The 21,387-nt window shown below is 64.2% G+C and carries 14 protein-coding genes; 6 read left to right on the forward strand and 8 right to left on the reverse strand.

Annotation, left to right across the window (positions count from 1 at the left end):
* The first annotated feature begins 216 nt into the window (after positions 1-216).
* The gene (locus tag DW178_RS10225; protein WP_042436165.1) at positions 217-495 is read left to right on the forward strand and encodes a hypothetical protein; all 279 of its coding nucleotides are present in this window, start codon (positions 217-219) and stop codon (positions 493-495) included.
* Positions 496-1,220: 725 nt separating this feature from the next.
* Here the strand turns inward: DW178_RS10225 and DW178_RS10230 are convergent.
* From DW178_RS10230 to DW178_RS10255, 6 genes are all read right to left on the reverse strand, one after another.
* Positions 1,221-1,718, reverse strand: a complete 498-nt coding sequence (locus DW178_RS10230; RefSeq protein WP_118351202.1) for a MogA/MoaB family molybdenum cofactor biosynthesis protein — start codon at positions 1,716-1,718, stop codon at positions 1,221-1,223.
* A 230-nt stretch (positions 1,719-1,948) separates the two neighbouring features.
* Positions 1,949-3,205: a molybdopterin molybdotransferase MoeA gene (locus DW178_RS10235; protein WP_118351205.1), complete on the reverse strand. Its 1,257-nt coding sequence runs from the start codon at positions 3,203-3,205 to the stop codon at positions 1,949-1,951.
* 121 nt (positions 3,206-3,326) lie between these two features.
* Positions 3,327-4,601, reverse strand: a complete 1,275-nt coding sequence (locus DW178_RS10240) for an amidohydrolase (RefSeq protein ID WP_286168664.1) — start codon at positions 4,599-4,601, stop codon at positions 3,327-3,329.
* Positions 4,602-4,886: 285 nt separating this feature from the next.
* Complete coding sequence (locus tag DW178_RS10245; protein WP_118351208.1) at positions 4,887-5,804, reverse strand: hypothetical protein; 918 nt, start codon at positions 5,802-5,804, stop codon at positions 4,887-4,889.
* Complete coding sequence (locus DW178_RS10250) at positions 5,792-6,817, reverse strand: ATP-binding protein (RefSeq protein WP_118351211.1); 1,026 nt, start codon at positions 6,815-6,817, stop codon at positions 5,792-5,794. Before DW178_RS10250 ends, DW178_RS10245 begins: the two co-directional genes overlap by 13 nt.
* Before the next feature lie 13 nt (positions 6,818-6,830).
* Positions 6,831-7,493, reverse strand: coding sequence for a LytR/AlgR family response regulator transcription factor (locus tag DW178_RS10255; protein ID WP_158574186.1), 663 nt, complete (start codon positions 7,491-7,493; stop codon positions 6,831-6,833).
* 638 nt (positions 7,494-8,131) lie between these two features.
* On the opposite strand from DW178_RS10255, the gene DW178_RS11605 reads away from it, so the two are divergent.
* The 3 genes from DW178_RS11605 to DW178_RS10275 all read left to right on the forward strand — a co-directional run bounded on the left by DW178_RS11605 (position 8,132) and on the right by DW178_RS10275 (position 14,227).
* The gene (locus tag DW178_RS11605) at positions 8,132-10,315 is read left to right on the forward strand and encodes a lipopolysaccharide biosynthesis protein (protein WP_286168665.1); all 2,184 of its coding nucleotides are present in this window, start codon (positions 8,132-8,134) and stop codon (positions 10,313-10,315) included.
* A 353-nt stretch (positions 10,316-10,668) separates the two neighbouring features.
* The gene (locus DW178_RS10270) at positions 10,669-11,502 is read left to right on the forward strand and encodes an ABC transporter ATP-binding protein (RefSeq protein ID WP_118351218.1); all 834 of its coding nucleotides are present in this window, start codon (positions 10,669-10,671) and stop codon (positions 11,500-11,502) included.
* A gap of 10 nt (positions 11,503-11,512) precedes the next feature.
* Positions 11,513-14,227, forward strand: a complete 2,715-nt coding sequence (locus DW178_RS10275; RefSeq protein WP_118351220.1) for an ABC transporter permease — start codon at positions 11,513-11,515, stop codon at positions 14,225-14,227.
* A 292-nt stretch (positions 14,228-14,519) separates the two neighbouring features.
* Here the strand turns inward: DW178_RS10275 and DW178_RS10280 are convergent, their stop codons facing one another.
* Positions 14,520-15,878, reverse strand: a complete 1,359-nt coding sequence (locus DW178_RS10280; RefSeq protein WP_118351222.1) for an MFS transporter — start codon at positions 15,876-15,878, stop codon at positions 14,520-14,522.
* A gap of 870 nt (positions 15,879-16,748) precedes the next feature.
* Between DW178_RS10280 and DW178_RS10285 the strand changes: the two genes are divergently transcribed.
* Entirely contained in the window at positions 16,749-17,621 is an 873-nt protein-coding gene (locus tag DW178_RS10285; RefSeq protein WP_286168667.1) for an SDR family oxidoreductase, read from the forward strand.
* Between the two features lie 9 nt (positions 17,622-17,630).
* Entirely contained in the window at positions 17,631-18,971 is a 1,341-nt protein-coding gene (locus DW178_RS10290; RefSeq protein WP_286168668.1) for a dicarboxylate/amino acid:cation symporter, read from the forward strand.
* 116 nt (positions 18,972-19,087) lie between these two features.
* Here the strand turns inward: DW178_RS10290 and feoB are convergent.
* On the reverse strand, positions 19,088-21,387 hold a 2,300-nt coding region (feoB, locus tag DW178_RS10295; RefSeq protein WP_118351225.1), incomplete at its 5' end, for a ferrous iron transport protein B.

Here is a 21,387-nt window from a genome sequence, read left to right on the forward strand (position 1 = left end):
GCTCCTGCCGCACCTGCCGCGCCGGTTCCGCCGGCCGCACCCGCAGCGACCGCCGCACCGATTCCTCCTGCAGCGCCAGCTCCGTCAGTCGCCCAGCAGCCTGCGGTCGCACCGCAGCAATATGCTGCCGCTCAGCAACCCGCCGCGCCGCAATCGCCCTACGCCGCTGCCCCGCAGCAGCCGTACGGCACACCGCAGCCGCCTTACGGCGTTCCCATGCCTGAGAAAACATACGTTGTGGAGGGAAGCAATCAGACGCTTCGCCTCATCGCGTTCATCATGAACATCGTGGCCCTGGTCGTCATTGGAATCGGCGGCATCGCAACGCTCGGCATCGGGCTGGTCCCCTTAGCGTGGGGCATTCCCATGACCGTTCGCTCTTGGGGCGTCTACAAGGGCAAAAAGCCAAATACCGTCGCCCTTGGCGTTTGCACCCTGCTGTTCCTGAACATGGTTTCCGGCATCCTGCTGCTAGTCGCCCAAAAGGACGAGTAATCGACACGCGCTTCACCAGGCGAAACGACGCGATAGGTTACGAAATGCGAAACGACATGATATATCGCGAAACGCAAGACGGCACCGCAGCATAACGCGCGCCCCAACGCAAGACGGCACCGCAGCATAACGCGCGCCCCAACGCAAAGCGGGTCCCAACGCAAAGCGGGTCCCAACGCAAAGCGGGGGCCCGCAGCTCAAACCGAGCTGCGGGACCCGCTGCTGTATTCGCGCTGTAATAATCGCGAAGCCCCCTTGCACGCATTGCCTTCGGCATGCAGCTTACGGCAAACGGAAGCTAGCGCCATTTCGCCCGCGGTCAGACACTTGGGGACGGAGGATTATCTGTCCGGAAGAAAACGCACTGTACATTTCGCCCGGCCGGGTTTTGTTTGGGGCGCAAGAATCGCTCGTTTTGTCCACCTGCGGCCAAAACGAGCGATTCTTGCCCGCTTACACGCTACGTGGTGGACCTTTTCAACGATTTTTTGCTCATGGAGAGCCATTTCTTCCAAAAACCGCACTTTTATGGGCTATATCCCGCAAAGAATCGTTCATCTTGTCCAGAGGCGACCAAAATGAACGATTCTTCGCAGTTCACGAAAGAAAACGCCCGCTTCAGCCGCGATAGGCTAAAGCGGGCGTCCTTTGCGCTATGCATTGCTGCGCATCTTGGTAGCTACCACAGCTCCAACCTTAATGGCGCGGTGGAAGCTCAGTGGTCTCTAGTGGCCGCCGCCGGCCATCATCTTCACGGCGTGCGGAAGCGCGGCTGCGATGCCGTCCCAGTTCTCGCGAGCGGCCTTCTCGCTGCCCGGAAGGTTCACCACCAGGTGCGTGCCGCGCTGCATGCACAGCGCGCGCGAGAGCATGGCGAACGGCGTGATGGCCAGGCTGTGGGCACGCATGGCCTCGGCGATGCCGGGCACGTTGCGGTCGCACACGGCCTGCGTGGCCTCGGGCGTGACGTCGCGCAGCGACAGGCCGCTGCCGCCGCAGGTCAGCACGACGTCGGCGTCGATGGTGTCGCATGCTTCCACGATGGCGGCGCTGATCTGCGGCACCTCGTCCTTCACCACCACGTGGCTTTTGCATACCCAGCCGTTGTCGGCGATGAGCTGCTCGAGCGCCGCGCCGGCGGTGTCCTGCTTCATGCCGCGCGTATCCGAGCAGGTGATGATGGCGAACGTGATGGGCGTGGACGCGTGATCGTGTTCGGTCATTGGTTCCTCCTTATATAAAGGTTAAGCGCCGGCGAACCGTGTGCCGGCTGTCTCGGCCGCAGGCCTTTCCGCCCGCAGCCGAACTTGTCAGGGCAGGACGCTTCCCGATCATCGGGGACGCAGGCCTTCCCGGCCGCAGCCGAGCTTGTCGAGATCGGGCGCTTCCCGATCATCGGGGCCGCAGGCCTTCCGGCCCACGGCCCGCCGTCAACCGGTCGCGCAAGCGCCGGTTACAGGCACACGTCCTCGTTGACGTCGAGCAGGATGCACTCGACCAGGCTTCCCGCCGTGCGGCCTTCCCCGCCCTCGGGTAGGACGGCCAGGCAGTTGCTGCGCTGGATGACGCCGAACAAACCCGAGCTCTGGTTCTTCGCCGGCTCGACCGCATAGGCGCCGTCGGCGTCCTTCGTGATGGTGGCGCGCAGGTAGATGCGGCGCGTGTCGCCCTTCTTCGCGTCGCGCGCGAGACGCGCCTTCACGAGCGGGCGTTGCAGATTGGAATACCCCTGCATCTTGCGCAGCGCCGGACGGATGAGCATCTCGAAGCCGCAATACGCCGCAGCCGGGTTGCCCGGCAGACCGAACACGGGCGTGCCGTTGACCAGGCCAAACGTCTGCGCTTTGCCCGGGCGCATGTTCACGCGGGTCATGAGCAGCTCACCGGTCTGCTCGACACAGGGCTTGATGAAGTCGAAGTCGCCATCGGACGCGCCGCCGCTCGTGACCACGAAGTCGTACTCGCGCACCGCTTCGAGCACCGCAACCTTCAAGGCCTCGAGCGAGTCCTCCACGATGGGCAGCATGGTGGGAAGCGCGCCCGCGGCGCGGGCGGCCGCGGCCAGCGCATAGCCGTTGGAATTGCGGATCTTGCCCGCAGTGGGAACCTGGGTGGGCGGCACGAGCTCGCTGCCGATGGAGATGATGGCCACGCGCGGACGGCGCGGGGTGGGAACCTCGGTCACACCGCAGCCGGCCAGAAAGCCCACGCCGGCGGCGTTGATGACCTCGCCGGCGCGCACGACTGTCTCGCCGGCGCGCGCCTCCTCGCCCGCTTCGCGCACGTTGCCGCGCAGCTTGGCAGGCGCCTCGAAGGCGACACGGCTGCCGGGACGGCCGTCGCCTTCCACGTTGCGCACGATCTCGTACTTCACCACGGCGTCGGCGGCCGCGGGCAGCGGCGCACCGGTCATGATGCGCACGCATGCGCCCTCGGGGATGTCGCCCTCGAAGGTGTCTCCGGCGGCAACCTCCGCGATAACGTCCAGCTCGACGGGTGATTCGGGGCTTGCGGACTGCAGCTGGGCGGCGCGCATGGCGAACCCGTCCATGGCGGCATGGGCGAACGGCGAGATGTCGATATCGCTTTTCAGGTCGACGGCGGCAACACGACCGGCCGCATCCAACACGGGGACCGTTTCCGCAGGCAACTGGGAAACGTGCGATAAGACCAGGTCACGCGCTTGCTCGACCGAGATCATCTCCGGCATGGCATGTCCTTTCGATTGCGAATGATATTGAACCACTGCATTATACCGCTTGCCGAATAAAACAGCACGGATATCGACAAGGCCATCGCAAAGGACAAGAAGCGCGCAAACCCGAGCGGCGCTATCCCTTGGCGCCCGAGAGCATGCGGCAAGCCCATTGAGCCGCCACCATGCTGCCCTTGGCAAGCACGTCCTCGTCAACGGTGTAATGGCAGCTGTGCTGCGGATGGTCGGCTCCCACCTGCGGATTCCTGGTGCCCACGAAACAGAACACGCCCGGCACGATGCGAAGGTACTCGCTGAAGTCCTCGCCCGAAAGCGTGCCGCGGTAGTCGGCGATGCCCTGCTCGCCCAGCGTGTCGATCACCGCCTGGCGCGCCACCTCGGCGCACGTGGGGTCGTTGGCAAGCCCGGCGTTGCCCGGCTCAAACGTGAAGCGCGCCGTCGCGCCGAATGCGTGGGCGATGCGGCTGACGATGTGCTCCAGGCGATCGGGGACCTCAGAGCGCAGGCCCTCGGACCACGTGCGCACCGTGCCGGTGAGCCACGCGTGGCCGGCCATGATGTTGCGCGCCTGGCCGCCGTGGAACTCGCCCACGGTGACCACCACGGGTTCAAACGGGGAAACATCGCGGCTGACCAGGATTTGAAGCGCTGCGACCATCTCGGCGCCCACCACCACGGCATCCACGCCCTTGTGCGGCATGGAGCCATGCGCCGAAACGCCGTCGATGTCGATGCGGAACCAATCGGTATTGGCCATGCGCTGCCCAGGCGCGCAGGACACGGTGCCGGCGGGCACCTCGCTCCAGATATGCGCGCCGTAAATAGCGTCCACGCCCTCGAGCGCGCCGGCCTCGATCATGGAAAGCGCGCCGATGGAGATCTCCTCGGCGGGCTGGAAGATGATGCGCACCTCGCCCGCCAGCGAATCGGCGGCATCGCGCAGGATGCGCACGGCGCCGAGCATCATGGCCATGTGCGCGTCATGGCCGCACGCGTGCATGATGCCAGGGTTCTCCGAGGCGAAGGGAAGGCCCGTCTGCTCGGCGACGGGCAGCGCGTCCATGTCGGCGCGCAAGGCGACGCGACGCACCGGCGCCCCATCGGCATCGTAAGCGCCGGGCGCGGTGCCGGCGATGGTTGCGATGATACCGTTGTTGTCGAGCTTTCGATACGGGATGCCCAGCTCATCGAGCTGTTCGCACAGCAGTTTCTGTGTATTGGCCTCTTGACCGGACACCTCGGGGAAGCGATGGAGCAGGCGGCGCGCGGCGACGATATCGGGCTGCGCGGCGGCGCCCAAGCTGCGAACGAGATCGGCGGTCGCAGCACCCGCCTGCGGGGTTTGCGCGGCGGCGTAAACGGCGGGAAGCATGGATGCGGCATCGGTCATGACGGGCCCCTTTCGAAGGAGTGCGTTCTCTTTTGGTCCGCTAGCCTACCACACGCGGCACCCGCCTGCGCGGCGCGCGGCGCGCAGGCGGCGGGAAGCAACCGAAACCGCACATGAAAACGCGGAAAGGCGGGCGAAAGCAAGCAACGAAGAGCCCGATCGGATGACCCACGAGGCGGCGCGGACGCCCAACCCGCCGACCTGCCGGCAGCGGCATGGCAGCCGATCAGGCTGCCCGGCGCCCGCTCGGCCCGACCGCAGGCCGCACCCGCTCAACACGCAACGCTATCGCCCGTCCAGCTCCTTCAGCATGGCGTCGATATGCTGCTCGGCAAGCTCGAGCTCGCCGCGTTCGGCCAGGGCGTTCGCCACCTGAACCTGGTTGCGCAGGTCGTGGCGCAGGCGCGCCGAGCGCTGGGCCATATCGACCGTGGCCTGGTAGTCGACCAGGTATCGGTCGAGCTCGCCGCTCAAATCGGCGGCGCGGGCATCGTCGCGCACCTTGCCGCGAAACCTGCCCACCGCAAGCAGTAGCACGGTGTCCACGCCGAAGCACAACAACATGAGCAGGCCGAACAGTCGCAGCAGCAGCGAATCGCCGTCGCACGGCCCCACCGCCACGCTGAAGCACAACGCCAGCAGCATGGCCTGCACCACGGAAAACACCGCGAACGATGAGGCGATGACCGACGCTCGACGCGACGACGGCGCGGCCACATCCACCCCTTCTTCCGGATAGAACCTTCTCACCAGCGCGGTAAGCCCCCAGAACAGCGTTATCTCCACGAACGCCTCGAACAACGTCGCACATGCGAACAGCGTGGCGTTGGCTGCCACCGTTGCGCGATCATCGATGGTGGCGCCCGCCAGGATGTCGAACGTCATGTCGAGAAACAGATCACCAGGTAGCACTATGACCAGACCGAACGCCGACAAAGTGACGCGCCGCGCCAACGTCCCCCTTCCGAACAGCAAAGGGGCCGAGGCCATGAGCGCGCCGAGCAAAGGGTGCGCGAACTCGGCCAAATCGCCCCTTACCAGCACGGCGAGTACCATGAGGGAAATGCCCACGACCCAATACGCCCACCGATTCCGCAGGTGCAGGATGCGAGACTCGAACCCCAGATACACCAGCCACTTGGGAACGACGACGGACAACACCACGAACACACCCGCGGGAATGCCGAGGATCATCGGCTCCATCCGCCATCACCTCCATCCTGCGCGGCCCGGTCCTGCTTCAAGATCACGCGCGCACGGTACACGCCGTCGACCTGGCCCGCCTCGAACGTGCCGTCGTGACGTCGCGCCACCTCGCGCACGATGCCCTGCCCCCAACCATGAGGCACGGACAGGTCGGGGAACGAGCCGGCCGCACCGCCATCGCCATCGCCTGGACCGCCGACGCCGCTCGATGCCGGAACGCCTGCGGCCTGTCCCCGCTCCTGAGGAGGTAGGTAGCTGTTCTCCACATCGATGACCAGGTACATCCCCCACAAGCGGGCGGTTGCTTCAACGCGGCGTTGCCCGTCAGGCGATTTCGCGCAGGCGTTCAGCGCGTTGTCGAGCAGGTTGGAGAACACGGCGCACAGCTCCACGCCAGGCAGCTGGATGTCCGCGGGGATGTCGATCTCAGCACGGAAGCGCACGCCAGAATCGCTTGCCGCGCGGGCCTTCTGCTCCACAAGCGCGTCGACGGCGGGATGCTGGCAGAATCGCTGGGGCCGCGCCCCGATAAGGGAGATAACGCCTTCCAGGCTTTCACCCGCCTTGCCTGCTTGCTCCGCCCGCAAGTCGGCACGCGCCTGCTCGAGTCGTTCGCGAAGCTGATCGCGCAACGCGCTGGCCTGGTCGCGCTCGTGCCGGGAACGTTGCCGCAAGGCGTTTTGGACCCGCAGCTGCTCCTGGAGCATGTTCACCTTGCTGGACAAATCGAACCATCGGCACGCCTGGTCGAGCGCACGGAACAGCAGCAGGTCGACCGGCCCGCACGCGATGCCGAGCACGATGAGCGACACGTACACGGCGGCCGACAGCCCGTAACGCGCCGAGCACGCCAAGGGAAACGCGATCAAGCAGATCTGGCTTATGGGGAACAGCATGCACAGCAGCTTCTGCATGAGCCGCGCATCGCGGAGCTTGGTTATGAAGTTGAAGGCGACGACCAGCAGATACGCCGTCAACACGCACAGAACGGCGAATTTCAGCGAGGACATGCTGCTCCTGCGCCTATCGCGCGTTAAGGCCCACGTAGTGGAAGAACGAATCGCGCACCGACGTGCGCTGACGCTGGCTGACGGGCACTTCCCTGCCCGAACGAAGCAGCACGCTGCCTGGGCGCAGCTCAACGATGCACGCCATGTTCACCAGATAGCTTTTGTGACATTGGACGAAGCACTCGGGCAGCATGTCGAGCATCTGGCCGAGCGTTGCGTACGTTTCAATGCATTCCCCGCGCACGGAGTGCAGGCGCACCTTGCGGCGCTCGCTTTCCACGAACTCCACCTCGGAGGAGTCGACCATGGTTACCGTGCCGTTGCGCTGAATGGCGACGGGGAGCTGGCGGCTGTCCTGCAGGTTGGACAGCGCCTTATCAAGCGCGGCGTCGAAATCGGACTGGTTAATGGGCTTGAGCAGGAAATACGTATGCTCTGTCTGGTAGACCGACGTGCAGAACTCGACATGACCGGAAATGTAGATGACCTTAGTGGGGCTTCCCGCGGGGAAATAACGGCGAACCAGCTCGATGCCCGAGGGGTTGCCTTCACCCAAATCGATGTCGGTGATGAAGATGTCGATGCGATCATCCGAGGCCATAAGCGCTTCGAACGTGGTGACCCCGGATATGATGTCGACATCAAGCCGTGACCTGCCGGGGTATTTGGACAGCATGCTGCGGAGCACCTTCTGATACTCCTCATTGTCTTCCAATGCGAGAAGGTGAAAAGCCCCCATCGTGCACCCCGATCCCGATTTCCCAAATCCCTGAATTCGCAACAGCGGTTTTCCGCTGCTCCTATTGTTCACCTCAGATTATATGCAATAAGGCGGAACCCCCCCCCCCCAGATTTTACCCAGCTGCAGCAAAATACCTGGTAGAAGGAATAAACGAAGGTTTTTTAGTAGCAAGCGCAGGAGTTTTGGAAACGAACGCGGCGCGATGCGGCAGGACGAACGGAACGAATGGTTGGCGAACGGTTCGAGTGAGTGCTTCGCCGTCAATGGGGTCTGTTGCGAAGCCCGGAATCGAGGCGATGCGGTCATGCTCGCCGAGCCGGTCAGGGGCTGGCGGCACGGCTTTCGGTCCCACGCGTCTCTGCGGGCGCGGACGCGAACGCACCTCTGCCCCCCGTTCATGGGGCTGATGCAGCGCGAATCCGGGAGATAAGAGACGTACATCGTGCATATGGGGAGCGATGCATAAACGGCGGCGAACGGCAAGCTACGGCATGGCATCGGAGGGGTGCTTGTGCTGTGAATATCGAACGCAGGGTCGGCCGGCTTCGAGCGACCTCACTATAATATGTCGGATGAACAACTACGAACATACCGGATCCTCGACAGGCAAGCACGCCGCACAGCGTCCCGATTTGGAACGCGTGCAGCTCAATGCCGCCGAAAGCCCTTACCCCACCGCCCCGCGCAACGTGCGCGAGGAGCAACGCGCCCAGGCGCAGCGCCAGCGCGCGGCGGCCGTGGCGAAACAAGCATCGCGATCGGCCGCGACGACGCAGGCGATTCCCGGGCAGCAGCAAACCCAGGCTATTCCGGGTCAACAGCCTACGCAAGCCATCCCAGGTCAGCAGCCCACCGAGGCCATCGGCGGCGCACGCCGCGGCAAGCGTGGCCGCGCGCGCAACGCACAGCAAGTGCGCAACAACTGGGACGCCCAGCCGACGCAGGCAGTTTACGGCCAGCAGCCCACGCAGGCTATCCCCGGGCAGCAGCCCACCGCCGCCATGCCGGGCGCCCAGGCCACCGAGGCAATGCCGCGCGGCAAGCACGGCAAACGCTCCCGCAACGGCAAGCCCCGCAAGAAAAGCTTCGTCACCCGCAAGGTGGAGGCCTGGTGCTCGCGCGTGCTAGGCGCCGTGAGCGGCGACGGCCTGGCCGAGCAGGAAGCCGAGTATGCCTCCGGGCGCACCACGCGCGACTATGTGTGGAACACGGTGGGCGTAGGCCTGTGGGGCATGGTGTTCCCCGTGCTCACCATCGTGGTCACGCAGCTTGCCGGCGCCGAGCAGGCGGGCATGTTCTCGCTGGCCTTCGTCACGGCGCTTCTGCTCATGTTCGTGGGCAACTACGGCGTGCGGAACTTCCAGGCATCCGACCTTGACGAGGAGTACTCGTTCGCCGATTACCAAGCCAACCGCGTGCTCACCGTGGTCATCATGCTGGTGGCCGGCATCACGTACTGCAAGTTCCGCGGATATACCGACCAGATGTGGCTCATGAGCCTGGGCGTGTACCTTTATAAGGCGGTGGACGCCCTAGCCGATGTCTACGAGGGCCGCCTGCAGCAGGTGGACAAGCTCTATCTTGCCGGCATCTCGCAGGCGTTCAGGTCCGCCGCGGCGCTCATCGGGTTCTCGTTGGCGCTGCTCATCACGCGCAACGTGGGCGTATCGAGCATCGTCATGGCCGTCATCGCCGCCATCACGTTCGTGGTGTTCACGTTCCCGTTGGCGCAGCTTGAGACGCCGAAGTCGCGCAGCGCGAACGCCAAGCGCGTGATCGGCCTGCTCAAGCAGTGCTTCCCGTTGTTCGTGGCGCTGTTCATGTACAACCTCATCGACAACATGCCGAAGTTCGTCATGGAAGGCGCGCTGTCCTACGACAACCAGCTGTACTACAACGCGCTGTACTTCCCTGCGCACGCCATCTTGCTCACCAGCGGCTTTATCTACAAGCCTATGCTGCTGAAGATGGCCAATGCCTGGGCGGACCCGACCAAGCGCAAGAAGTTCGACCTGATCATCGTGGTGATGTTCGTGATCATCGTGGGTATCACCGTGATGGTCGCCGGCGCCATGAGCTGGTTCGGCCTGGCCATCATGAGCTTCCTGTACGGCATCGACTTCGAGCAGTACCGCGGGCTATGCTTCGTGATGCTGGCGGCGGGCGGCGTGACGGCCGGCATCGAGTTTCTGTACCAGGTGATCACCGTGCTGCGCCGCCAGCGCGCCGTGACCAAGCTGTACCTGATCACCTTCGGGTTCAGCCTGTTCGTGCCCGTGCTGCTGGTGAACTTCACGGGGCTGCCCGGCGCCGTGATCGGATACCTGATCGTCATGTGCATCCTGCTGGTGCTGCTGGTCAGCGAGTACGCGTCCATCCGCATGGACCTGCACCGCAAGCTCACCGGAAAGGCGGCGCCCGACGCCGAGATGCCGCGCGCCGCGCGCACCGGGGCCATGGCGCCCGTGCAGGTTGCGGGGGCAGGAGAGCAGGCGGCTGCGGGCGTAGTGCCGCAGGCTACCGTCGCGCCAATGCAAGCGCAGGCGATGGCTGGCGGCGCGGTTCCGCAGGCGGCTGGCGCGCCAATGCGGGCGGCGGCAGCGCAGCAGGCTACGGCGGCGCAGGTGCAGCGGGCGGCGGCGCAGCGGGCCGTCGCCCCGATCTCGTGGACCGCAGGCGGCACCGTGGGCATCGTCCAACCTGAGCCCGAAGCGCCGGAACCCGCCGGCGAAGAGGGCGAAGACGACAACGGATAGCCTGCGCGACTTCGTTCTCTTTGAGGGGCTTGCAGAACAACGGTTCTGCAAGCCCCTTTCCTTTCCTTTCCCCTTCTCGAACGCTTTCGGACACTTTCGGACAGTTTGGGGACGTAGCACTAAGTGCCCAAGTTGAGCACCCAAGGCGGCAAACTAAGCAGAAGCGTGACCCGAGTTCAGCTTGTCACGCACATAATGGCCGAGGAGGCCGGACAGATAGTGCTACGTCCCCAAGTGTCTTGTAACTTATGGTGAACTTATGATATATAGTTTTCCTTGGAAAACTATATTGCGGTCCCTTGCGAGTGCGACCGGCACTCGAGAGGCTTCCGTATACCGCGAAGGAGCGCGACATGGGAAAGAACCCCGCAACCTCAACCGGCACCGCCGATCTCGACCCGCACGCAACCGAAGCAGGCCCTACTGCGGCTAGCGCACCTGGGGCGGCATCCACCAGCCACGCCGCCGACACCGCTTCCTCCCCTGCGCCTTACCTGCAGGTTCGCGATTTATGCAAGCATTACGGCGAAGGCGAGGCGCGCGCTACGGTGCTGCACGACGTCACCGCCACGGTGAACAAAGGCGAGATTTGCGTGCTGCTCGGCCCGTCGGGCAGCGGCAAATCGACGTTTTTGAACCTGGTGGGCGGCCTGGAGGCAGCCGATAGCGGCTCGATCAACGTGGGCGGCACGGAGCTGACCAGCCTGACGCCCAAGCAGCTGGGCGAGTACCGCCGCGACAAGCTTGGGTTCGTCTTCCAGTTCTACAACTTGGTGCCCGACCTGACCATCCGCGAGAACATCGAGGTCACGGCCCATCTTTCCGTAAACCCCCTGCCCATAGACGACCTGCTGCACTCGCTTGGGCTCTACGAGCATCGCGCGAAGTTCCCCCGCCAGGTTTCGGGCGGCCAGCAGCAGCGCTGCGCCATCGGCCGCGCGCTGGTGAAAAACCCCGGGCTTTTGCTGTGCGATGAACCCACCGGCGCGCTGGATTACCAGACGTCGAAGGAGATCTTGGAGCTGATGGAGGACGTGAACCGCGACTACGGGTGCACCGTGGTCATCGTCACGCACAACGACGCCATCAAGCACATGGCCCACCGCGTGCTGCGCCTGCGCGACGGTAAGCTTGCCGAGGACACGGCGAACATCGAGCGCATGGCCGCGCGCGACCTGACCTGGTAGGAGGCGCGCCATGGCATCGCCTTTGCGCAAGCGCTTTCCGCGCGAGCTGAAAAACAACCTGGGGAAATACCTGGGCATCTTCCTGTTGATGTCCGTGACCATCGCGCTGACGTCGGGCTTTTTGCTGGCAGCGCATTCCATCGGCGTCATCATCGATGACATGCCCGAGAAGTACTCAATCGAGGATGCGCGCTTCACCACCGCCTTCGAAGCCACCGACGAGCAGCTGGACGCCGCCGCCGACGCGGCGAACGACGCCGGAACGGGCGGCACGGACATCGTCCGCAACTGGTCCTTCGACGCTGATTTCAACCACGCGCAAGGCGACGACGGCCGCGACCGCACGCTGCGCGTCTACCAACACCGCACCCAGGTTGACCTGGCCGCATACGCCGAGGGGCGCGTGCCCGAGGCAGCCGACGAGGTTGCCATCGACCGCGTGTTCGCCACGAACAACGACATAAGCGTCGGCGAGGAGGTGGAGTTGTTCGGCCAACGCTTCACCGTGTGCGGCATCATGACGACCTCGGACAACCAGGCCCTGTTCCAGAACAACTCCGATTTCACGGTGAACACGTTGACGTTCGGGGTAGCCGAGGTTTCCGAAAGCGGTTTCGCGGCGCTTGAGGCCACCGGGCACCAACCGGCGTACACGTACTCGGTGCGTTTCGCCGACCGTGACCTGACCGTGGCGCAGCGCACCGATGCCGAGAAGGACATGATGCGTGCACTTTCCACCGCCGGGGCGACCGTGGACGACCTGACCGATTCGAGCACCAACCAGGGAATCGGTTACGCCGCCGACGATGTTTCGGGCGACTCCACCATGTGGAGCGTGCTTCTGTACATGATCATCGTCATCATGGCGTTCGTGTTCGTGGTGCTGACGTCGGGCACCATCGAAGAGGAAAGCGCCATCATCGGCACGCTGCTGGCCAGCGGATATCGTCGCCGCGAGCTGGTGGCGCACTACCTGGCGCTGCCCGCCGCCGTGGGCATTGCCGCCGCCGTCGTGGGCAACGTGGCCGGCTACACCCTGATGAGCGAGCCGATGCGCAACCTGTATTACGGCAGTTACAGCCTGCCGCCTTACTACGCCACCTGGAGCTGGGGCGTGTTCGCGCAAACCACCGTGCTGCCCGTGGCAACGCTCGTGGGCATCACGTTGTTGGGGCTTTTGCGCAAGATGGGTCACACTCCGCTGGAGTTTTTGCGCCACGAAACCAGCAAAGGCGGCGTTAAGCGCGGTTTTGCCCTGCCCGAGCGCCTGAGCTTCATCGCGCGCTTCCGCATGCGGGTGTTCTTACGTAACCTGGGCAATTTCGCCACGCTGTTCGTGGGAATCGGGTTCGCCAGCATGCTGTTGCTGTTCTCGCTGGCCATTTTGCCGACCATGACGCATTACGCCGAGAACCTGCACAACAACGTGGTGGCCGAGCATATGTACACGCTGAAGGTCCCGCTGGAGCTGGACGGCACGCAAGCCGACCGCGAGGCGTGGACCGCCATCGACGAACTGCAAAGCGTGGAAGGCGACAAGCTGACCGCCGTGGAGGATTCGGGAGCTGCACTCGAGGATTCGGGCGATGCGTTGCAAACCGCCGCCGACAAGCTTCAGGATGCCGCAACGGCGCTTGCCGCGGCACCTTCCGCAGACGCCATGCAAACCGCGCAAGATGCGCAAGATGACCTTGCCCGTGCGCAGGACGCGTTTAACGCAGCGCAGGATTCATTCTATGAGAAAGTCGATTCAGTAGCCGCTGACCTGGGTAAATCGCGCGATGAGGTGTTGGACATGGTCGAGAAGGCCGCCGACATCGATGCGGATTCCGACGACGTCCACCCCGTGAACACCGTGGACAACGGGGCGGGGAAGATCGCGCAGGCCGAGAAGTACGCCGTATATTCGCTGGATTACGACCGCGGCGAGGACTCGGGCACGGAAACGATCACCGTGTACGGCGTGCCCGAGGATTCGCGCTATTGGGACGACCTTGCCGTGGGCGACGGGCATGTGGTGTTCGGCAACGGGCTGATCGACAAGTTCCGTTTCGCCGACGGGCAAACCGTCAACTTGTACGACAAATACGAGGACGAAACGCGCGAAGTGACCTACGAGGGCGACGGGTGCGCCTGGGGCACGAAGTCCGACATGGCCGTATACATGAGCCTTGACGACTTCAACCACTTCTTTGGAAACGACGCCGGGTATTTCAACGGCTACGCTTCCGATCAGGCGCTTGACCTGGACGCGCGCTACCTTGCCAGCGATTTGACGCCCGAGAGCATGGACGCCATCGGCGAGCAGTTCGTCGGCATGATGTACGACATGATCGGCATGCTGGTGGGGCTTTCCGTGTTCATCTTCCTGGTGTTCATGTACCTGCTGACGAAATCGGTGATCGACCGATCGGCGCGCGCGATCAGCTACATGAAGGTGTTCGGCTACCGCGATTCCGAGATCAGCCGCCTGTATGTGCGCTCCATCACGCTGACGGTGGCGGTGTCGCTGGTGGTATGCCAGCCGCTGATCATCGGCGGGCTGACGCTGCTCTTCCGCGCCATGCTGCTGGCCTACAACGGCAACATCGAGATCTACGTGCCCATGGCGGCCATCGCGGAGGTCATCGCCATCGGGTTCGCCACCTACCTGGCGGTGGCGCTGCTGCATATCCGCCGCATCAAGCGCGTGCCCCTGGCCCTGGCGCTGAAGGTACAGGAGTAGTGGGCGAAGGGGCTTTTGCGGAAACGGCGGCAAGACGTGCGGGAAGGTTGGCGTGAGCCGCTGCTGATTGCGCGCGACACGCCCCTTCCCCATGCGAAACGCCCCTGCGAGCCGGAGAGGCTTGCAGGGGCGTTCACCATTTCGGGCGCTTTTGCGGGTTCGCAAATCGGCGCTTTTTCTTCCGCGGTTCGCAGGCTTGCGCTTTTGCGAGTTCGCAAATCGCAGGTTTCGCTTCCGCGTTCGCCGCTTTCGCACTTTTGCGTTTCCGCGGGTTTTGCTGCGTCGCCTTCCCTTACTGCTCGAAGTCGACGTCCTTGCTTTCGCGGAAGAAGGCCAGCGCCACCAGGGCGACCAGGGCCATGCCGCCCAGGTACCAGCCGAGCGACTGGATGCCGAAGTTCATGACCAGGGCCGATGCGATGGTCGGGGCGAACGCGCCGCCGGTGATGGCCGCCAGGTTGTAGCTCAGGCCGGCACCGGAGTAGCGCACCTTCGCGGGGAACAGCTCGGGCAGATAGCTGCCGCAAGGGCCGAAGATCGTGCCCATGCAGGCGAAGCCGACGCACAGGAACACCATCACGGACAGCACGCTATGAGCGGCCAGCAGCATGGGCGCCACCAGGGCGAACAGCACGGTGCAAACGTTGCCGACCACCAAAACGGGCTTGCGGCCGCGCTTGTCGGCGGTCAGGCAGCCGACCAAGATGAACCCAGCGAAGAAGAACACCGAGATCATCTGCATGCCCAGATACTGCTGCTGCGTGAAGCCCAGCGTGGACACGCCGTAGGACAGCGACCAGGTGCCCAGCACGTAAAACAGCGTGTAGGTGATGCTCATCGTGCAGGTGCCGAGCACAAGACGGCGCCAATGATGGACCAGGTCGCGCAGCGGGGTCTTCGTCGTGCGGTTCTCAGCGGCGGCCTTTTGGAAGACGGGAGTCTCGCTCATGCGCATGCGCACGACCAGGCCGACGATCACAAGCAGGCACGACAGCAGGAACGGAATGCGCCAGCCCCAAGCGACCATCGCATCGGCGGGCAGCAGCGTATCGAGCAGCAGGTTCACGCCGTACGCGCAGAAGAATCCAATGGGCGCGCCAAGGTTCGGGAAGCTGCCGAACAGCGCGCGCTTATCAGCCGGGGCGTTTTCAGTTGCCACCAGCGCGGCGCCGGACCACTCGCCGGCAAGGCCCAGGCCCTGGCAGGCGCGGCAGACGCACAGCAGCACCACGGCCGCAGGGCCGAGCACGTCGTATCCGGGCAGCAGGCCGACGCAAAACGTTGCGGTGCCCATGAGCATCAGGGCCGCGACCAGGGTTTTCTTACGACCGAGGCGGTCACCGAAGTGGCCGAACAACAGGCTGCCGAACGGGCGGGCCAAAAAGCTCACCGCAAAGGTGACGAAGGCGAGCAGCGTGGCGAGCACCGGGTCGGACTTAGCGACGTCGGTGAAGAAAATGAGGCCGAAGTAGCTGGCCGCAGCAATGGAATAGCAGTAGTTGTCGTAGAACTCGATGGCCGTGCCGATCATGGACGCGACCATGACCTCAAGAGTTGAGTCGCGCTTGACCTGCGGCTTTGCGGCAACTGCGGTTGCCGGAGCCGCCACGCCGGCAACGGCGATAGCGGGTGATTTGGTTAGATCGTTCATTTTCCTTGCCTTTCCTTTCCTGCCGCGTTACCGGGTGGCGGCGCGGCACGTGTGGTCGATGACCGGCCCCGCAAGCGAACGTTGCTTGGGAAAAACGGAAGGCTTGGGCAAAAGACCAGGTGGCGAACCATAAAAAGGAAGGCGAAACGCATCAGGCAAAATGCCGGCGCCGCATAAGGCGACGCAAAAAAGCCGGAGGCCGTTTTTCTCAAACAGCCTCCGGCTTGAAGAACCATCAGCTGCCCGTTTAGGGTTCGGGCAGCTGAAATGCAACCCGGACCCTAGATAATGGAGCTGATAATTCGGATATCCAGATTGGTGCAGGTCATCATGTTTCCTAACGTTTGCGGGCCGCGGCAAAACCGCAAAACCCTGTTTAGTGCGCCGAAACGACGCGGTTTGCGAGGCGCATGCGCGCTCGCCCGAACGCCCGTTGCGTTCGATGGGCCTATATTCGCACTCCGCCAGCAAACGTCAACCCAGACCCGGCGCATCGTCACAGAGTCTTGACATTTCCGACTACGTGGGTGGGGTTTGGCTTCGCGGTCGGTCCTGACGCTTTGGGCTGACGCTCAGATGCGCTTCGAGGTCCTCCAACTCGCGCGATTCTTCGACTCGCGGACGCGCTTAATCGCGGGCCCCGCCGGACTGCGCTTCGAGGCCCGGCACCTTGGGTCCGTCCCCTAAGTGTCCCCCTCGGCCCTCTTCGCTAGCTGATTCTTTTTCCGAGCGGTTCGATTGCAATTTACTGGGAAACGGCTGCTGCGCTGGGGCTTCGGGAGCGGTAGAATAGGCAAGCTAACCACTTACCCCTTGCGCGACGCTCCTTCCGCAGGCGCCGCGCGCAGCACATCCGGAAGGAGGCGCCCTATGAAAATGGGTCCTCAGGACACCGTGTGGATCACCGGCGCGGCGGGGCGAATGGGCCAGGCAATCGAGCATTTCCTGGACCACAGCCGCTATAAGGTCATGACCAGCGACATCGAGATCGACGTGTCGAACCTGCACGAAGTGTTGAACTTTGCCGAATCGTACCGCCCCGACTTCGTCATCAACTGCGCGGCACTGGCCAGCCGCACCGAGGCCGACGAGAACCCCGACAAGGCCTACAAGGTCAACGCCCTTGGCGCGCGCAACCTGGCCATCGCCAGCAACAACGTCGGCGCCACCATGGTGCACCTGTCCACCGACGACCTGTTCCCCGAGAACGCGGACCACGCGTTCAACGAGTTCGACGCCACGAACCCGCCGCACGTGTACGGCAAGTCCAAGCAGGCCGGCGAGCGCTTCGTCAACGAGCTGAACCAGCACCACATCATCGTGCGCTCCAGCTGGGTCTACACCGCCCGCCCCGACGACCTGCTCGGCCGCGCGCTGCTGGCAAGCGCCCAGGGCAAAACGGTGCCCGTGCCCGCGAACCAGTTCGCCTGCCCCACGTCGGTGGACACGTTCGCCAAGTTCGTCATCGCCGCCATGGAGTCCGACGAGTTCGGCACATTCCACGCCGCCTGCACGGGCGTGACCAGCCGTTTCGAGTTCTTCGAGCGCGCCTTCGCCTTGGCCGGCCAGCCTACCGGCAACCTGCGCGGCACCGCCAACCCCTGGCAGGGCTACCGCATCGAGCTTGACGACATGATGGCCCGCCTCACCGGTGTCTACGAGTTCCCCACCTGGGAAGACGACCTTGCGGCGTTCGCCGCCGAACATAACCTTGCCGCGCTGACCCGCGGCGGGCAGGAATAGGAGGGGCGCGTGTCTACCGAGATCAACATGGGCGAAAAGCCTAAGCGCCTGCATATCGGCCTTACGGGGTCCATCCTCATCGCGCTGGGCCTGGGCCTTTTGTGCGGCGTCATCTTCCATTATCTGGTGCCCGCGGGCACGGTGCGCGACGACGTGTTCGTCAACGGCATCTTTTATATTGTCGGCCAGGGCTTCATCCGCCTGATGCAGATGCTCGTCGTGCCGCTGGTATTCTGCTCCATCGTGTGCGGCGCGTCGTCCATCGGCGACACGAAGACGCTCGGCACCATCGGCCTGAAGACGCTGGTGTTCTATCTGTGCACCACCGCACTGGCGGTCACCGTGGCGCTGAGCATCGGCAACCTGATCAACCCCGGCCGCGGCGTGGACATGTCCAGCATGGTGGCATCCGACACTTCCACCCTGTCGGGCAACTCCAACACCGACGTATCGTTCACCGACACCCTTCTGAACATCATCCCGAAGAACCCCATCCAGGCGCTGGCCTCGGGCGATATGCTGGCCATCATCTTCTTCGCACTGTTCGTGGGCATCATCCTGTCCACCATGGGCCGCAAGGTCGAAGTGGTTCACCGCTTCTTCGAGCAGTTCAACGACATCATGATGAAGATGACCTCCATGGTCATGTACGTGGCCCCCATCGGCGTGTTCTGCCTGCTGGCGCGCACGTTCGCCAACATCGGCTTCGACGCGTTCCTTCCCATGGTGAAGTACATGCTGGGCGTTTTGCTGGCGCTGGCCGTGCAATGCCTGGTGGTGTACATGGTGCTGCTGACGGTATTCGCGCGCATCAACCCGGTGAAGTTCCTGAAGAAGTTCGTGTCGGTGATGATGTTCGCGTTCTCCACCGCAACGTCGAACGCCACCATCCCGTTGAACATCGAGACGCTGGAGAAGAAGATGGGCGTCGACCGCCGCATCTCGTCGTTCACCATCCCGCTGGGCGCTACCATCAACATGGACGGCACCTCCATCATGCAGGGCGTTGCCGTGGTGTTCACCGCGCAGCTGTTCGGCGTGCAGCTGGGGCCGGTTGAGTACGCCACCGTCATCGCCACCGCCACGCTGGCGTCGATCGGCACGGCGGGCGTCCCGTCGGTCGGCCTGATCACGCTGTCGATGGTGTTCAACTCCGTCGGCTTGCCGCTTGAGGGCATCGCGCTGATCATGGGCATCGACCGTATCCTGGACATGACGCGCACCGCCGTGAACATCACCGGCGACGCCGTGTGCACCACCATCGTGGCCAAGCGCGCCGGGCGCATGGACACCGACGTGTTCAACGACCCGAACGCCGGCAGCGAGCTCGACGACGTAAAGGCCGCATAGCGAGCGGTTGTTGTAGCTAGCGGTCGAGTTTGCCTCGTATGCGAAATCGCCCCGCTTCCATTAGAGGCGGGGCGATTTTTTGTGCTTGGGCGGAAGCAGGGAGCAACTTCCCTGCCTTAATGGCAGCAGCCGCTGGAGTTCTTGCAGCTGGCGGGGCAGGTTTTGCAGCCTACCTTCAACTCGCCGTCGGTGCGCTGTTGCTTCAGGTACACGCCGATGCCCACCGCGATGACCACGGCCGCAACCAAGCCCGGCAGGCTGAACGCATTCGCAATCCTACCCGTGACCAGCGAGCCCGCCAGATACACCGCGAACGAGACCACCCAGGCAATGCCGCACTGCAAAAGCACCATCTCGAGCGCCGCGCGTGCGCCGCCCTGCTCGCTGCGCACGGTGGCGATGGCAGCCACGCACGGCGTATACAGCAGCACGAACGCCAAAAACGCCATGGCCGTCACCGGCGTGAACAACATGGTCAGGTCCACGCCCTCGCCCATGACCTGCGTCAACGTGGATACCACGCTCTCCTTCGCCATGAAGCCCGTCATGAGGGCCGTTGCCGCGCGCCAGTCGCCGAAGCCCAGCGGCGCGAACAGCGGGGCGATCAGCCCGCCGATGCCCGCGAGCAGGCTGGCGTCGACGTCGTCGACCACGTTCAGGCGCGCGTCGAACGTCTGCAAAAACCAGATGACCACGCACGCGGCAAGCACCACGGTGAACGCCTTCTTCACGAAGCCCTTCGCTTTATCCCACACCAGGCGCGCCACGCTTTTCGCGGCGGGCAGGCGGTAGTTCGGCAGCTCCATCACGAACGGCACGGGCTGGCCGCGGAAACGCGCGCGTTTGAGCACGGCCGCGAACGAGATGCCCACCGCCACGCCGAACGCATACAAGCCGATCATGACCACCGGCTGCAGCGCACGCGGAAAAAACGCGCCCACGAGCAGGGCATATATAGGTAGTTTCGCGCTGCAGCTCATGAACGGCACCAGCATGGTGGTCATTTTGCGGTCGCGTTCGCTCGACAGCGTGCGCGTGGCCATGATCGACGGCACCGAGCAGCCAAACCCCATGAGCAGCGGCACGATGGAGCGTCCGGACAGGCCGATTTTACGCATGGGGCGGTCCATAACGAACGCCACGCGCGCCATGTAACCCGAGTCCTCAAGGATGGACAGGAAGAAGAACAGCGTGACGATGGTGGGCAAAAAGCCGATGACCGCGCCCACGCCGGCGCCGATGCCGTCGACCAGCAACGATTGCGCCACGGGGTTGAGGCCCCACGTCTCGCAGCCGACTGCCAACGCCTCGAGGGCTGCGTCGACACCCGTGCTCACCAGGTCGGAAAGCGCGGCGCCCACGACGCTGAACGTGAGCACGAACACCGCTGCCATGATGGCGAAGAAGCACGGGATGCCGGTATAACGTCCGGTCAGAAGCTTGTCGACGGAAACGCTGCGCTTGTGTTCGCGGCTTTCATGCGGACGGACCACGGTATTGGCGCACAGGTTCGCCAGGAAGGCGAAGCGCATGTTCGCCAGCGCCGCCTCGGCATCCATGCCGGCGTCGGCCTCCATGGCGGCCGTCAGCTCGCGCACCGACGAGACGGCGGATTCCGGCAGGTCGAGCTTGCGGGCGATCAGCTCGTCGCCCTCAACCATCTTCGTGGCGGCGAAGCGCGCGGGGACGGACGCCTGCTCAGCGTACGGCTCGATGATGTGCGCCGTGGCGTGGATGCAGCGGTGCACCGCGCCGAGCGGGTCGTGCTCTTGCGCGCTTGCGGGGCAGAAGTCGATGCGGCCGGGCGCCTCGTCGAAGCGCGCCACGTGCAGGGCGTGGTCGACCAGCTCGTCGACGCCCTCGTTCTTCGCCGCGGAAATGGGCACCACGGGGATGCCCAGCTCAGCCTCGAGCTCGTTCACGCGCACGGTGCCGCCGTTTGCCTCGACCTCGTCCATCATGTTGAGCGCCAGCACCATGGGAATGCCCAGCTCCATGATCTGCATGGTCAGGTACAGGTTGCGCTCGATGTTGGTGCCATCGACGATGTTGATGATGCCGTCGGGCTTCTCGTCGAGCAGGAAGTCGCGCGTGACGATCTCCTCGCTGGAGTACGGCGACAGCGAGTACACGCCCGGCAGGTCGGTGACGGTGGCCTCAGCGTGTCCGCGGATGGCGCTGTCCTTACGGTCGACCGTGACGCCCGGGAAGTTGCCGACGTGCTGGTTCGCGCCCGTGAGCTGGTTGAACAGCGTGGTCTTGCCGCAGTTCTGGTTGCCCACCAGCGCGAAGGTGAGCGGGCCGGCCTTCGCGGCGGCACGACGCGCGTGGGCGCGATAGGCCTCCTCGGCCGGGCCGAACTCGCCGAGACCGGGGTGCGGCAGCGGGGCGCGGTCGGCACGGGCCGAGGGCGCGG

Source organism: Eggerthella sp. AM16-19, assembly GCF_003474385.1.
Classification (GTDB): Bacteria; Actinomycetota; Coriobacteriia; order Coriobacteriales; family Eggerthellaceae; genus Senegalimassilia.

Bases quoted from the DNA above. Each gene is read 5' to 3' on its own strand.
- DW178_RS10225 (WP_042436165.1), top strand. From the start codon at position 217: ATGCCTGAGAAAACATACGTTGTGGAGGGAAGCAATCAGACGCTTCGC.
- DW178_RS10230 (WP_118351202.1), bottom strand. From the start codon at position 1,718: ATGACCGAACACGATCACGCGTCCACGCCCATCACGTTCGCCATCATC.
- DW178_RS10235 (WP_118351205.1), bottom strand. From the start codon at position 3,205: ATGCCGGAGATGATCTCGGTCGAGCAAGCGCGTGACCTGGTCTTATCG.
- DW178_RS10240 (WP_286168664.1), bottom strand. From the start codon at position 4,601: ATGACCGATGCCGCATCCATGCTTCCCGCCGTTTACGCCGCCGCGCAA.
- DW178_RS10245 (WP_118351208.1), bottom strand. From the start codon at position 5,804: ATGGAGCCGATGATCCTCGGCATTCCCGCGGGTGTGTTCGTGGTGTTG.
- DW178_RS10250 (WP_118351211.1), bottom strand. From the start codon at position 6,817: ATGTCCTCGCTGAAATTCGCCGTTCTGTGCGTGTTGACGGCGTATCTG.
- DW178_RS10255 (WP_158574186.1), bottom strand. From the start codon at position 7,493: ATGCTGTCCAAATACCCCGGCAGGTCACGGCTTGATGTCGACATCATA.
- DW178_RS11605 (WP_286168665.1), top strand. From the start codon at position 8,132: ATGAACAACTACGAACATACCGGATCCTCGACAGGCAAGCACGCCGCA.
- DW178_RS10270 (WP_118351218.1), top strand. From the start codon at position 10,669: ATGGGAAAGAACCCCGCAACCTCAACCGGCACCGCCGATCTCGACCCG.
- DW178_RS10275 (WP_118351220.1), top strand. From the start codon at position 11,513: ATGGCATCGCCTTTGCGCAAGCGCTTTCCGCGCGAGCTGAAAAACAAC.
- DW178_RS10280 (WP_118351222.1), bottom strand. From the start codon at position 15,878: ATGAACGATCTAACCAAATCACCCGCTATCGCCGTTGCCGGCGTGGCG.
- DW178_RS10285 (WP_286168667.1), top strand. From the start codon at position 16,749: ATGAAAATGGGTCCTCAGGACACCGTGTGGATCACCGGCGCGGCGGGG.